Origin of the sequence: Aeromonas sp. 30P (assembly GCF_051919805.1) — a bacterium.
Classification (GTDB): Bacteria; Pseudomonadota; Gammaproteobacteria; order Enterobacterales; family Aeromonadaceae; genus Aeromonas; species Aeromonas veronii.
The window spans coordinates 4,310,538-4,324,688 of sequence record NZ_JBQBEA010000001.1 but is presented as its reverse complement, the minus strand read 5'-3'; the positions used below and the strand labels follow the sequence as shown (position 1 = coordinate 4,324,688).

The window sequence follows — 14,151 nt, the reverse complement described above, 5'->3', positions numbered from 1 at the left end:
GTACCTGTATGTATTGATGCCGCCGTGCAGCCGCGCTTTGACGGCACACGGCCTGCGGCAGACTAAAGAGACGATTATGACCAAGGTTGAACTGGCAAAACTGCGTACTGTGATCCCCGAAATGCGCCGCGTGCGTCGCATCCACTTTATCGGCATCGGTGGTGCCGGTATGGGCGGGATCGCCGAAGTGCTTGCCAACGAAGGGTATCAGGTAACGGGTTCTGATCTGGCTCGCAACGCCGTGACCGAGCGGTTGGCCGGACTGGGCGCCCACATCTTCGTCGGCCACAGTGCCGAACACGTTGATGGTGCCAGCGTGGTGGTGGTCTCTACCGCCATCAAGCAGGACAACCCGGAGCTGCTGGCTGCCCGCGAACTGCGGATCCCGGTGGTGCGCCGTGCCGAGATGCTGGCCGAGCTGATGCGTTTCCGCCACGGTATCGCCATCGCCGGTACCCACGGCAAGACCACCACCACCAGTCTGGTGGCGAGCATCTATGCCGAAGCCGACCGCGATCCGACCTTCGTCATCGGTGGTCTGCTCAACAGTGCCGGCACCAATGCCCGCCTGGGCAGCAGCCGCTACCTGATTGCCGAAGCGGATGAGAGCGACGCCTCTTTCCTGCATCTGCAGCCGATGGTCTCTATCGTGACCAACATCGAAGCAGATCACATGGATACCTACGGCGGTGATTTCTCCAAGCTGAAGGCAACCTTCATCGAGTTTCTGCACAATCTGCCCTTCTACGGGCTGGCGGTGGTCTGCATCGATGATCCGGTGATCCGTGGCATGTTGCCCGAGATTGCTCGCCCGACCTTGACCTACGGTCTCTCTGACGATGCGGATGTGCAGGTGCTGGATTTTGTCCAGACCACCAACCACAGCTGCTTCCGTGTTCGCCGCAAAGAGGCCGGTGAGCTGCAGGTGACCCTCAATTTGCCGGGTATTCACAACGCATTGAACGCCGCAGCGGCGATAGCTGTCGCGACAGAGGACGGGGTTAGCGACGAGGCCATCATCTCTGCACTGGCCAAATTTGAAGGGGTCGGTCGTCGCTTCCAGCAGTATGGCGAGTTTGAAACCGGTCGCGGCAAGGCAATGCTGGTGGACGATTACGGACACCACCCGAGCGAAGTGAAGGTCACCATCAATGCCGCCCGTGCCGGTTGGCCCGAGAAGCGTCTGGTGATGGTGTTCCAGCCGCACCGTTATACCCGCACCCGCGACCTCTACGAGGACTTCGCCGATGTGCTCTCCAAGGTAGATGTGCTGGTGATGCTGGAGGTTTATGCTGCCGGTGAGGAGCCGATCCCGGGCGCTGATGGACGGGCACTGTGCCGCTCCATTCGCTCGCGTGGCAACCTGGAACCCATCTTCGTCGCCACGCCAGATGACGTGCCAGCCGTACTGGCCGACCTGATCGGCGAGGGGGATTTGGTGCTGACTCAAGGCGCCGGGAACGTCGGGGCACTGGCCCGTCGTCTCGGAGAGATGAAATTGAGCATAGATAGCATGAAATCTGGCGCCTGAGGGCCCAATGAGTATTTTGACCGCCAAGCCGGGGCCTATATAATGGCGAACCGGTCTGTCAAAGGCCGGTTTAGCGCGTTACACGGGGATCGATCGGGTGGAGGCAAGGGCACAGGGGCGCACCAAGGGTGGCTTCATCGCAGGGGTAGCGTTTTTCCTGCTGGTGATATGGGGCTGCTACCGGACGGCGCTGGATGTTAAAGGTTGGCTGACAGATGCCAACCGGTTGCCCATGAGCGAGCTGTTGCTGCAGGGGCAACACCAGTATTTGCAAACCGAAGAGCTGCGGATGGCCGTGCTGGATGGCGCCGAGCTGCGCAACTTCTTCGAATTGGATGTTAACGAATTGCAGGCAAGGCTCAATGCCTTGCCATGGGTGGCCTCGGTCTCGGTACGAAAGAAGTGGCCGAACAAGATCAAGATCTACCTCACGGAACAAGATGTGGCGGCGCGCTGGAATGGCAACCGCTTCGTCAACACCAAGGGCAAGGTATTCAGTGCCCCGGATCGGGTCAAGACGCCGCTGTTGCAGCTGTCAGGGCCGGATGACCAGGCCGCCCGGGTGTTGAAAGAGAGTCGGCAGTACGAGTCGCAACTGGCTGCCAAGGGATACAAGTTGCTGGGGGTGAATCTGACCCCCCGCCATGCCTGGGAACTGACCCTGGATGGCAATATCAAGCTGTTCCTGGGACGCAATGACATTGCGCTCCGGCTGCAGCGGTTTATCGATGCCTTCCCGGTTATCGAACCCCGTGCGCAAGTAGCCTACGTGGATCTTCGATATGACACCGGAATGGCAGTTGGCTGGAAGAAGAGCGAAGAGAAAGTGCATGACCAACACCGCAGATAGGAATTTGATTGTCGGACTGGATATCGGCACAACCAAGGTGGCGGTTCTGGTCGGGGAAGTATTGCCGGACGGTGAACTAAACGTCATCGGTATGGGCAGTCACGCTTCTCGCGGAATGGAGAAGGGCGGGGTCAATGACCTCGACTCCGTGGTCAAGTCACTGCGCCGCGCGGTGGAAGAGGCCGAGATGATGGCAGATTGCCAGATCAGCTCGGTCTATCTGGGGTTGTCCGGCAAGCATATCGACTGCCGCAACGAGACCGGTATGGTGCCCATCTCCGATGAAGAGGTGACCCAGGAGGATGTGGACAACGTGATCCACACCGCCAAGTCGGTTCGCCTCTCCGATGAGCTGCGAGTTCTGCATGTGCTGCCTCAGGAGTTTGCCATCGATTATCAGGAAGGGATCAAGAATCCGGTTGGCCTATCCGGTGTGCGGATGGCAGCCAAGGTTCACCTGATCACCTGCCACAACGACATGGCCCGCAACATTGAGAAATGTGTGGAGAAGGTCGGTTTGCGTGTGGATCAACTGATCTTCTCCGCGCTGGCCTCCAGCTATGCGGTGTTGACCGAAGACGAGAAAGAGCTGGGTGTCTGCGTGGTGGACATCGGTGGCGGTACCATGGACATGTCGCTGTTTACCGGCGGTGCCCTGCGCCACACCAAGGTGATCCCGTACGCTGGCAGCACTGTGACCAGCGACATCGCCTACGCCTTCGGCACGCCGCCGCTCGACGCGGAAGCGATCAAGGTGCGCTACGGTTGCGCCCTCGGTCGTCTGGTCAGCAAGGAAGACAATATTGAAGTACCCAGTGTCGGCGGTCGCCCGGCGCGCAGCCTGCAACGGCAGACACTGGCTGAAGTGATTGAGCCCCGTTACACCGAGTTGCTCTCCATGGTGAATGATGAGCTGGTGCGGGTACAAAGCGAGTTGAAAGCGCAGGGGGTCAAGCATCAGCTGGCAGCCGGTGTGGTCTTGACCGGCGGCGCTGCCCAGATTGAAGGCATTGTGGAGTGTGCAGAGCAGATCTTCCAGAGCCAGGTCCGGGTGGGAGAGCCCATGAACATACGTGGTTTGAGTGATTACGTGCAGGCACCGGTGTACTCGACTGCGGTCGGGTTGCTGCAATATGGCCGCACCCATCAAGCCACAGGTAGCAACAAAGAATATGCCGCCAAGGCAAGCGTCGGTGGCCTGGTCAAACGGGTTAGCAACTGGCTGCGTGGCGAGTTCTAAGAATTTTGCTGAGTCAGGCAAATAAAGCGGAGAGACAACATGTTTGAATTTATGGATAGCCACACTGACGAAGCCGTCATTAAAGTGATCGGTGTAGGTGGCGGCGGCGGTAACGCTGTCGAGCACATGGTTCGTCAAAATATTGAGGGTGTTGAGTTCATTACCGTCAACACCGACGCCCAGGCACTGCGTAACTCCAGCGCCAACACTACCCTGCAGATCGGCGGTGGCATCACCAAGGGTCTGGGTGCCGGAGCCAATCCGGAAGTGGGTCGTGATGCGGCCATGGAAGATCGCGAAGCGCTGCGTGAGCTGCTGACCGGTTCCGACATGGTGTTCATCGCCGCTGGTATGGGTGGTGGTACCGGTACCGGTGCTGCGCCGATCGTGGCTGAAGTGGCCCGCGAGATGGGCATCCTGACCGTTGCTGTGGTGACCAAGCCGTTCTCCTTTGAAGGGAAGAAGCGGATGGGCTTTGCCGCCCACGGTATCGAAGAGCTCTCCAAGAACGTCGACTCCCTGATCACCATCCCCAACGACAAGTTGCTGAAGGTGCTGGGTCGCGGTATCTCCCTGCTGGATGCCTTCAAGGCGGCCAACGATGTACTGCTTGGCGCGGTACAGGGCATTGCTGAGCTGATCACCCGTCCGGGCTTGATCAACGTCGACTTCGCGGACGTGCGTACCGTAATGCGCGAAATGGGTACCGCCATGATGGGTACCGGTTCCGCCTCTGGTGATGACCGTGCTGAAGAAGCGGCCGAGAAAGCCATCTCCAGCCCGCTGCTGGAAGACGTGGATCTGGCTGGTGCCCGTGGCATCCTGGTCAACATCACCGCCGGTATGGACATGACCATCGAAGAGTTCGAAACCGTGGGTAACGCGGTCAAGGCCTTCGCTTCCGAGAACGCCACTGTAGTTGTGGGTACCGTAATCGATCCGGAAATGCACGACGAACTGCGTGTGACCGTGGTTGCTACCGGTATCGGTGCCGAGCGCAAGCCGGACATCACTTTGGTCAAGAGCAGCCAGGTGCAAGAGCGCCCGGTGCGTCAGCCGCTGGTCAGCGACATGATGCAAGGCCGCGTGATGGACGAAGCCCCGGCCAAGGTGGTCAACGCCGAGCCGCAAGCTCGTCGTGAACCGGATTACCTGGATATTCCGGCGTTCCTGCGCAAGCAAGCTGACTAAGCCTCTTATGGCTCTCGTTTGTTTGTTGTTCAAGGAATGTGCTAAGATGGCCTGCCAACGACCATCTGGTCCGGATTTTAAGCTGTTTAGGGTACACCCATGATTAGACAAAGAACCTTGAAAACGAGTGTACAGGCGACTGGTGTCGGCCTGCATTCGGGCCGGAAAGTCACCATGACGTTCCGTCCGGCGCCTGTGAACACAGGGATCGTTTACTTGCGTACCGACCTGAATCCTGTGGTGGAGCTGCCAGCCAATGCCGATCAGGTGCGCGATACCGTGCTCTGTACCGCTCTGGTCAACGAAGCCGGTGTCCGTGTCTCTACCATTGAGCACCTCTCTGCCGCGCTGGCCGGGATGGGGATCGACAACCTCTACGTTGAGGTTGACGCACCCGAGATCCCGGTAATGGACGGTAGTGCGCATCCCTTTATCTACCTGCTGCAGGAAGTCGGGATCCGTGAGCAGAATGCTGCCAAGCAGTTTGTGCGGATCAAGAAGAGCATCCGGGTTGAAGACGGCGACAAGTGGGCGGAATTCCACCCCTATCGCAACGGCTTCAAGATGGATCTTGAGATCGATTTCCAGCATCCGGTCTTTGAAGGGCGCAATCAGCGTTGCGTACTGGATTTCTCCGGTGCCTCCTTCGTGAAAGAGATCAGCCGTGCCCGTACCTTCGGGTTCATGCGCGATATCGAGTACCTGCGTTCCCAGAACCTGGCGCTGGGCGGAAGCCTGGAAAACGCCGTGGTACTGGACGACTATCGGGTGCTGAACGAAGACGGTTTGCGTTATGAGGACGAGTTCGTCAAGCACAAGATGCTGGACGCGATCGGTGACCTCTATATGTGTAACCGCAGCATCATCGGTGAGTTCCGTGCCTACAAGACCGGACATGCCCTGAACAACAAGCTGCTGCGTGCCTTGCTGGCCGAGCAGGAGGCTTGGGAACTGGTGACCTTCGAGGGTGAGGGCGACAAAGCGCCTATCACTTACTACGATAACGGTCTGGTTCTGGCCTGATAGCTGTGCAACGGAACGTCGGTCCTCTCTCCGCACCGACGTTCCGTCATTTGTTTACTCCATCCTTTAATACCGATTATCTCCCGGTTTTATTTCCCGTGCAGGCTCCTGGCCGCACCTGACCGAGCAGACTGATTTCTATGAGCATTACCCTGATCCTCCACGGCAAGCAGCGACGCAAGTTGCACCTGCCCAAACAACGTCTGGCCTGGGTCGGCGGTATTCTCTTCTCCCTGTTGGCCCTTGGTGGTGGTTGGCTCTGGCAGAGCTGGCACCAGAAAATGGAGGCGCTGGAAGTGGCGCTTGCCGTTGCCGAGCAACAGTCCGTTGACCAGAGTGGCGACGAAGCCCGTGAACAGTTGGCGATGCTGGCAGCTCAGGTGGGCACCATGCAGGGCCAGCTTGGCCGTCTCAATGCCCTCGGCGAACGATTGACCGAGCAGGCCGATCTCGATCCCGACGAGTTCAATTTCAAAGAGCTGCCCCCCATGGGCGGCCCTTCTTATGATGAAGAGCTGGAAGTGAGCCTCAACGAGCTGCAAGCCTCGATGAAGCACCTCAGCCAGCAGCTCAGCAGCCGTGAAGAGCAGCTGTCGGTACTTGAATCTTTCATCATGAATCACCATATCACCGATGCCGGTTTTATTTCCGGCACGCCAGTCAAACAGGAGCGAGTTTGGGTCTCGTCCGGGTTTGGTGGACGGGTCGATCCGTTCAACGGGCGTGCCAAGATGCACAAAGGGGTCGATTTCCGTGGCAAACCCGGAACCCCGATTCTGGCCACCGGGCCCGGCATTGTCAGCTGGGCGGGCCGTCATCCGGAATTTGGCAATATGGTGGAGATTAATCACGGCAATGGCCTGGTCACCCGCTATGCCCACAACTCCAAGTTGCTGGTCGAGGTGGGCACCCTGGTTGATCAGGGTCAGAAGATTGCCTTGATGGGACGCACCGGTCGCGCGACCGGGGTCCATCTGCATTACGAAGTGTTGAAAGATGGTCGTCAGGTCAACCCCGCACGCTTTCTCAGTGCCAGACGGGGTTAGGTTTTTTTCTTCAGGTTCCAGTGACGGAACGCTTTTATAACCAGAAATAGTTGGTACCCATGATTAGCACACTGCTTACCAAGATTATCGGCAGCCGGAACGACAGAACGCTCAAGGCTTTGCGCAAAATTGTAAAACAGATCAATGCCATGGAGCCGCAGTTCGAGGCTCTGTCCGATGCCGAGTTGCAGGCCAAAACGGCCGAGTATCGTCAGCGTATCGAGCAGGGTGAGACCCTGGAGCAGTTGCTGCCGGAAGCGTTCGCGACCGTGCGTGAAGCCTCCAAGCGGGTGTTCGGCATGCGTCACTTCGACGTGCAGCTGATCGGCGGCATGGTGCTGAACTCCAACCGTATCGCGGAAATGAAGACTGGTGAAGGTAAGACTCTTACTGCGACTCTGCCAGCTTACCTGAACGCACTAAGTGGCCGTGGTGTGCACGTGGTAACGGTGAACGACTATCTGGCCAAGCGTGATGCGGAGGCGAACCGCCCGCTGTTCGCCTTCCTCGGCATGACCGTCGATTGCAACGTGCCTGGTATGGATGCGTCCCAGAAGCGTGACGCCTACGCCGCCGACATCACCTACGGTACCAACAACGAATTCGGTTTTGACTACCTGCGCGACAACATGGCGTTCTCGCCGGAGCAGCGCGTACAGCGTCCGCTCAACTACGCGCTGGTGGATGAGGTGGACTCGGTGCTTATCGATGAAGCCCGTACTCCGCTCATCATCTCCGGCCCGGCTGAAGACAGCTCAGAGCTCTATATCCGCGTCAACAAGCTGATCCCGCTGCTGGTCAAGCAGGACAAGGAAGACACCGAAGAGTACACCGGCGACGGTCACTACACGGTGGACGAGAAGAACCGTCAGGCCCTGCTGACCGAAAACGGTCAGATCTTCGTGGAAGAGCTGCTCAAGAAAGAGGGGCTGCTGGATGAGAACGACTCTCTGTTCTCCGCCTCCAACATTAGCCTGCTGCACCACGTCAATGCCGGTCTGCGTGCTCACACCCTGTTCGAGCGCAACGTGGACTACATCGTCCAGAAAGACGAGATCGTCATCGTCGACGAGCACACCGGCCGTACCATGCCGGGTCGTCGCTGGTCCGATGGCCTGCATCAGGCCGTTGAAGCGAAGGAAGGGGTGAAGATCCAGAACGAGAACCAGACGCTGGCATCCATCACCTTCCAGAACTACTTCCGCCTCTACAACAAGCTGGCGGGGATGACAGGTACTGCAGATACAGAAGCCTTTGAATTCCAGCAGATTTATGGCCTGGATACCGTGGTTATCCCGACCAACAAGCCGATGGTGCGCAAGGACATGGGCGATCTGGTCTACCTGACAGCCAATGAGAAGTATGCCGCCATCATCGAAGATATCCGTCAGTGCGTGGCCAAGGGCCAGCCTGTACTGGTTGGTACCGTCTCTATCGAGAACTCCGAGCTGCTCTCCGGCATCCTGACCAAGGAGAAGATCCCGCACAAGGTGCTGAACGCCAAGTTCCACGCCATGGAAGCGGAGATCGTCGCCCAGGCCGGTCAGACTGGCGCGGTCACCATCGCGACCAACATGGCCGGTCGTGGTACCGACATCGTGTTGGGCGGCAACTGGCAGGCAGAGATTGCCAAGCTGGAGAACCCGACCAGCGAGCAGATTGCCGAGCTGAAAGCCGCCTGGCAGGTGCGTCACGATGCGGTGCTGGCCGCCGGTGGTCTGCACATTATCGGTACCGAGCGTCACGAGTCCCGCCGTATCGATAACCAGCTGCGCGGCCGTTCCGGTCGTCAGGGTGACCCGGGCTCATCCCGTTTCTACCTCTCCATGGAAGATACCCTGATGCGGATCTTCGCCTCCGATCGCGTGACCGGCATGATGAAGAAGCTGGGCATGGAAGAGGGCGAAGCCATCGAGCACCCATGGGTCACCAAGGCGATCGAAAATGCCCAGCGCAAGGTGGAAGGTCGCAACTTCGACATCCGCAAGAGCTTGCTGGAGTTTGATGACGTTGCCAACGACCAGCGCAAGGTGGTCTACGAGCAGCGCAACGAGCTGCTGGATACCAACGACATCTCCGAGACCATCCACGTTATCCGTGACGATGTCTACGGCGCGGTGATCGACGAGTACATCCCGCCCCAGTCTCTGGAGGAGATGTGGGATGTGCCGGGTCTGGAAGCACGCCTGAAGGCCGACTTCGCGCTGGATCTGCCGCTGCAGCAGTGGCTGGCGGAAGATGACAAGCTGTACGAAGAGAAGCTGCGCGAGCGCATTCTGGACGAAGCCACCAAGCTCTATGCCCACAAGGAAGAGCTGGTCGGCAAAGAGGTGCTGCGCAACTTCGAGAAAGCGGTGATGTTGCAAACTCTGGATGGCCTCTGGAAAGAGCATCTGGCGGCCATGGATCACCTGCGTCAGGGCATCCATCTGCGCGGCTACGCCCAGAAGAACCCCAAGCAGGAGTACAAGCGCGAATCCTTTGATCTGTTCACCCAGATGCTGGAAACTCTCAAGCGCGACGTGGTCAGCATCCTGAGCCGTGTTCAGGTGCAGGAGCGCGATGTGGAAGCGATGGAAGAGCAGCAGCGCCAGCAGGCGGAAGCCGCTCCCCGTACCTATACCCACGCCGCTGCCGAAAGCCAGCTGGCCGATGAACAGGCCGCAGGCGAAGAGGGCCACACCACCTTCGTGCGCGACGAGCAGAAGGTTGGTCGCAACGATCCCTGCCCGTGCGGCTCCGGCAAGAAGTACAAGCACTGTCACGGTCAGTTGACCTGATCGACGCTATGCCATAACAGGCGGGCCAAGTGCCCGCCTTGTTATTGGTGGCAACAAGCGAACAGAGGTAATTGATGGAACAGAAAAAACGGATCTGGGTGGCGGTTGGCGTCATCGAGAATGAACGGGGCGATATCTTCATCGCCAGACGCTCCTCCGATCGCCATCAGGGGGATCGCTGGGAGTTTCCCGGTGGCAAGGTGGAGTCCGGTGAGGATCTGCTGACTGCGCTGGATCGGGAGCTGTGGGAAGAGATCGGCATCCGGGTATTGGATTGTGCCCCCTTCATGGAACTGCAGTACGACTACCCCGAGAAGCAGGTATTGCTGGATATCTGGAAGGTGACCCGTTTCAGCGGCGAGCCGTTCGGCAAGGAGGGGCAGGAGTGTCTGTGGGTGCCGGTGGCCGAGCTGCACAACTACCACTTCCCCGATGCCAATGGCCCGATTGTAGCGCGGCTACAGGGTCTGCTGGCGTGAGCCGGTAGCAATCAACAAGCATCAAAAAAGGGCCAATCGGCCCTTTTTCATATTGCAGAGGTGAGTGACCGGAGGCTTATAGCCACTGGTCACCCTCTTCCGGCTCCGGCAGCAGATCCGGGTTGATCTCCCCCGGGATCCGCTTCTCTTCATCGGCCCACTCGCCGAGATCGATCAGCTGGCAGCGCTTGCTGCAGAAGGGGCGGAACGGACTCTGCGGGCCCCACTCCACTTCGCTCTGACAGGTCGGACACTTTACCTTGGTGACCATAAGCCCTCCTTAGCAGCAGGCGAGCTGGAATGGCACGTCGCCAATCGGCTGTTCTGCGGTGGGCAGAAAGCGCAGGGCGAAGCGGTTCTTGTGGCCGCTCAGGGTCGGGTAGCAGAACAGATTGCCCGGCAGCTTGATGCGGATCAGCTCGGCGCTCTCGGCGGTATCCTGGAAGAAACCGTTGCTGGCAACCTGCTCGCTGAAGCTGCCTGATTCACGCCACAGGCGCAGCAGCAGAGTGATGGCATTCATCAGCAGGTTGATATCGCTCAGCCAGCCCTGCATCTGCTGGTGACGGGTGATGGCCGGGGTACCGAGCCAGTGGTGCAGCTGGGGCACGTCGAAGGCACACAGGCCACCCGGGATGGAGAAACGCTGTCGGATGGAGCCGAGCAGACGATCCTCTTTCAGGCGGGCACCCGGGCGTGGCGAGTTGAGCAGGTTGCGGGAGAGCTGGCTGCTCTCTTGCTGCATCAGTTTGATCTGCTCCAGATCGACATCGGGCAGGCTGGCCCAGTGGCTCAGACGCTGGCCGAGACGCTCCAGATCCTTGATGAGGTCGGCGCGCAGGTCACCACGCTCCAGCAACTCTTGCAGATCGAACAGCCCCTTGAAGAAGGCGATATGTGCCCAGGATTGTTCACTCTCCAGATTGTCGCGGATCTGGGAAAACAGGGACTCCAGACGAAGATAGGTCCGGCTTTTTTCATTGAGGGGGAAATCGTAAATCATGCCTAATCCTGGCCAGCCATAAACCGGCCTAGTGTACTCACACTTGGCGGCCTTGTTGAGAGGCAATTGCCAGATATGTCTCGTGCAGCGCCAAAATCCGCGTTTTAATCGCCATTTCGCTGCCATTGTGGTTTTCGATGACATCATCCGCCGCGGCGAGGCGCTCTGTCCGGCTCGCCTGGGCGGCGATGATGGCCTTGGCCTGCTCGGCCGATACCCCATCCCGGCGGCAGGTGCGCTCAATCTGGGTGGCTTCGTCCACATCGATCACCAGCACCCGGTCGGCGAGGCCGGTGAGTTTGTTCTCCACCAGCAGCGGCACCACCAGCAGGCAATAAGGAGAACTGGCTGCGGCACACTGGCGCAGCATTTCACTGCGAATAAGCGGGTGAAGCAGGGCATTGAGCCACTCCTTGGCCTGCGGGTCGCTGAAGACCCGCTCACGCAGGGCACGACGGTCGAGTTGACCGCTCGGAGCAATCACATCAGGGCCAAAATGGTCGGCGATGGCAGCAAGGGCCGGGGTGCCCGGCTCGACCACTTCACGGGCGATCACATCGGCATCCACCACCTCGATACCCAGTGCGGCAAACTGATTGGCGATAGTGGTCTTGCCGCTGCCGATACCACCTGTGATAGCAACTACATACATGGGGGCCTCTTGCTCAAAGCAGGGTAGAGAGATACCAGCGGGTGATGGTATCGCCCCATAGCAGGGCGATCCAGCCCGCGATGGCGAGGTAGGGGCCGAAGGGGATGGGCTTGCCCTGATGATGTTTGTGCAAGGCGATCAGGCTGATGCCGATCACGGCGCCGACCAGGGATGAGAGCAGTAAAATAATGGGCAGCGCCTGCCAACCGAGCCAGGCGCCCAGAGCTGCTAGCAGCTTGAAGTCGCCATAGCCCATCCCCTCCTTGCCAGTGAGCAACTTGAAAGCCCAGTAAAGGCTCCAGAGCACCAGATAGCCCGCCATGACACCGATCACGGCATCCGCCAGCGGCACGAAGCCGCCTGCCAGGTTGAACAGCAGCCCGCCCCACAGCAGTGGCAGGGTGAGCTGGTCGGGCAGCAACATCTTGTCGAGATCGATGAAGGTGAGGGCGACCAGCACCCAGGTCAGCAGTAGGGCAGCCAGTGTGCCCCAGCCCGGTGTTATGACCATGGCTACGGCCACCGATAGCAGGGCGGTCAGCAGCTCTACCAGCGGATAGCGGGCCGAGATGGGGGCCTGGCAGTCGCGGCAACGCCCTTTGAGCCAGAGCCAGCTCAGCAGCGGGATGTTCTCCAGCGCAGTGATGGCGTGGCCACAGTGAGGGCATGCGGATCGCGGCACCATCAGGTTGTAGCGCTCTGGCGCAGTGGCCTCCTCATCAGGGGCGAAGTAGCTGCGATACTCGACCTGCCACTCCCGCTCCAGCATGATGGGCAAGCGGTGGATGACAACGTTAAGGAAGCTGCCGATCATCAGGGAGAAAAGAAAAACCAGCGAAAAATAGAGCCAGGGCAAGCTGTGAGCCAGCTCGAGAAGAAGTGTCATAACCAACCGTCAGTTATTGAATTGGGGGGTGGGCATGGCGGTGGTGCCATGCCCTGATAAATCAGCCTACCACGTCGCCAAGCTTGAAGATGGGCAGGTACATGGCGATAACCATGCCGCCGACCAGCACCCCGAGCACCACCATGATGAGGGGTTCCAGCAGGCTGGTGAGGCCATCGACCAGATCATCCACCTCCTGCTCGAAGATGGTGGCGACCTTGGAGAGCATATCATCGATGGCGCCGGACTCCTCACCGATCATCACCATCTGGATCACCATGTCGGGGAAGAGATCGACGGTGCGCATCGCCACGTTGATCTGCATACCGGCCACCACCTCGTTGCGGATCGCCATGACCGCGGTGCGATAGACATAGTTACCAGAGGCCCCAGCCGCCGAAATCAGCGCATCTACCAGCGGGATACCGGCGGAGAAGGTGGTCGACAGGGTGCGGGCAAAGCGAGCCATGGCCGCCTTGTGCAGGATCATCCCGACCACCGGAATGGTCAGGACGAACTTGTCGGTATTGTCTTTCACCTTCTGGGAGGCCCGCCAGGCCCGCACGTAAAGGAAGATACCAAGGGCGGTGCCACCAAAGAAGACATACCACCAGTTCTGCATAAAGCGGGAGATGCCGATAACAAACTGGGTGAACACCGGCAGCTCGGCGCCGAAGCTCTTGAAGATATCCTCGAACTGCGGAATGACGAACAGCAGCAGGATTGAGGTGACCACGATGGCGACCAGAATGACCATGGTGGGGTAGAACATCGCCTTCTTGATCTTCGACTTGAGCGCTTCCGACTTTTCCCGGTAAGTGGCGATACGGTCGTAGATGGTCTCCAGTGCCCCGGATTGCTCACCGGCTTCCACCAGATCGCAGTAGAGATCGTCAAAGTAGAGGGGATGGCGGCGCAGCGCTTCCGACATGGGGGTGCCGGTCTCCACATCGGCGGCAATCTGCCCCATCAGCTCGCGCATCGAGGCTTTCTCGTGACTGCGGGCGATGATCTGCAGGCTCTGCACTAGCGGTACGCCGGCGGAGAGCATGGTAGTTATTTGGCGGGAGACGATGGCGATATCCATCGGTTTGATCTTGGCGCCGCCCTTGGAGAAGAGCCCTTGGGATTTTTTGGCCACCTTGGTGACGTTGACCCCCTGCTTGCGCAGTTCGGTCTTGACGCTGTTGATGCTGTCGGCCTGTAGCTCGCCGGAGACCTTCTGCCCCTTGCGGTTTACCCCGTGCCAGCGGAAGGCGAAGACTTTCTTGGGGGCATTGTTCTTTTTCGTTAGGGTTGCCATCTTTGCATCCTGCAATAGGGTTGGTTGTCAGAGCCGGGCTCTGCGTGTCACCAACCTGGTCAAGGTGCCCGACTGGCTTGATGCCTGCGGGGTACTGATAGGGGGGGCCTTCTTGGCGCCAGCCCGGTCACTTGAATATCTGATTACTCTGTCGTTCGGACTATCAT

General features: G+C 59.1%; 13 protein-coding genes. 8 read left to right on the top strand and 5 right to left on the bottom strand.

The features are described from left to right. The first annotated feature begins 76 nt into the window (after positions 1 to 76). The 8 genes from murC (at position 77) to mutT (ending at position 10,140) form a co-directional block, all read left to right on the top strand. Positions 77 to 1,531 (top strand): UDP-N-acetylmuramate--L-alanine ligase, encoded by a 1,455-nt coding sequence (murC, locus tag ACTG2B_RS20395; protein WP_100646871.1) that lies wholly within the window; start codon positions 77 to 79, stop codon positions 1,529 to 1,531. A gap of 97 nt (positions 1,532 to 1,628) precedes the next feature. Continuing rightward, on the top strand, positions 1,629 to 2,381 hold the full coding sequence (locus ACTG2B_RS20390; RefSeq protein ID WP_005336149.1) for a cell division protein FtsQ/DivIB: 753 nt from the start codon (positions 1,629 to 1,631) through the stop codon (positions 2,379 to 2,381). Further along, positions 2,362 to 3,621, top strand: a complete 1,260-nt coding sequence (gene ftsA / locus ACTG2B_RS20385) for a cell division protein FtsA (protein ID WP_005336148.1) — start codon at positions 2,362 to 2,364, stop codon at positions 3,619 to 3,621. The genes ACTG2B_RS20390 and ftsA overlap by 20 nt, the downstream gene beginning before the upstream one ends. 39 nt (positions 3,622 to 3,660) lie before the next feature. Further along, a complete protein-coding gene (ftsZ, locus tag ACTG2B_RS20380) occupies positions 3,661 to 4,812 on the top strand; it encodes a cell division protein FtsZ (RefSeq protein WP_005336147.1) in 1,152 nt (383 codons plus the stop codon). Positions 4,813 to 4,911: 99 nt separating this feature from the next. Beyond that, entirely contained in the window at positions 4,912 to 5,835 is a 924-nt protein-coding gene (lpxC, locus tag ACTG2B_RS20375) for a UDP-3-O-acyl-N-acetylglucosamine deacetylase (protein ID WP_439996748.1), read from the top strand. 140 nt (positions 5,836 to 5,975) lie between these two features. Continuing rightward, a complete protein-coding gene (locus ACTG2B_RS20370) occupies positions 5,976 to 6,881 on the top strand; it encodes a M23 family metallopeptidase (RefSeq protein WP_005355107.1) in 906 nt (301 codons plus the stop codon). 59 nt (positions 6,882 to 6,940) lie between these two features. After that, complete coding sequence (gene secA / locus ACTG2B_RS20365) at positions 6,941 to 9,661, top strand: preprotein translocase subunit SecA (protein WP_005336144.1); 2,721 nt, start codon at positions 6,941 to 6,943, stop codon at positions 9,659 to 9,661. A 74-nt stretch (positions 9,662 to 9,735) separates the two neighbouring features. Beyond that, the gene (gene mutT / locus ACTG2B_RS20360; protein ID WP_421351507.1) at positions 9,736 to 10,140 is read left to right on the top strand and encodes an 8-oxo-dGTP diphosphatase MutT; all 405 of its coding nucleotides are present in this window, start codon (positions 9,736 to 9,738) and stop codon (positions 10,138 to 10,140) included. 76 nt (positions 10,141 to 10,216) lie between these two features. Here mutT and yacG read toward each other — a convergent pair whose 3' ends face one another. The 5 genes from yacG to ACTG2B_RS20335 all read right to left on the bottom strand — a co-directional run bounded on the left by yacG (position 10,217) and on the right by ACTG2B_RS20335 (position 13,984). Then, the gene (yacG, locus tag ACTG2B_RS20355; protein WP_005336142.1) at positions 10,217 to 10,411 is read right to left on the bottom strand and encodes a DNA gyrase inhibitor YacG; all 195 of its coding nucleotides are present in this window, start codon (positions 10,409 to 10,411) and stop codon (positions 10,217 to 10,219) included. A 9-nt stretch (positions 10,412 to 10,420) separates the two neighbouring features. After that, positions 10,421 to 11,143, bottom strand: coding sequence for a cell division protein ZapD (gene zapD / locus ACTG2B_RS20350; RefSeq protein WP_005336141.1), 723 nt, complete (start codon positions 11,141 to 11,143; stop codon positions 10,421 to 10,423). Between the two features lie 37 nt (positions 11,144 to 11,180). Further along, on the bottom strand, positions 11,181 to 11,795 hold the full coding sequence (gene coaE / locus ACTG2B_RS20345) for a dephospho-CoA kinase (RefSeq protein ID WP_236341160.1): 615 nt from the start codon (positions 11,793 to 11,795) through the stop codon (positions 11,181 to 11,183). 13 nt (positions 11,796 to 11,808) lie between these two features. Next, a complete protein-coding gene (locus ACTG2B_RS20340; protein WP_429201148.1) occupies positions 11,809 to 12,681 on the bottom strand; it encodes a prepilin peptidase in 873 nt (290 codons plus the stop codon). Between the two features lie 61 nt (positions 12,682 to 12,742). Further along, positions 12,743 to 13,984, bottom strand: a complete 1,242-nt coding sequence (locus ACTG2B_RS20335) for a type II secretion system F family protein (RefSeq protein ID WP_101530010.1) — start codon at positions 13,982 to 13,984, stop codon at positions 12,743 to 12,745. Positions 13,985 to 14,151 lie beyond the last annotated feature (167 nt).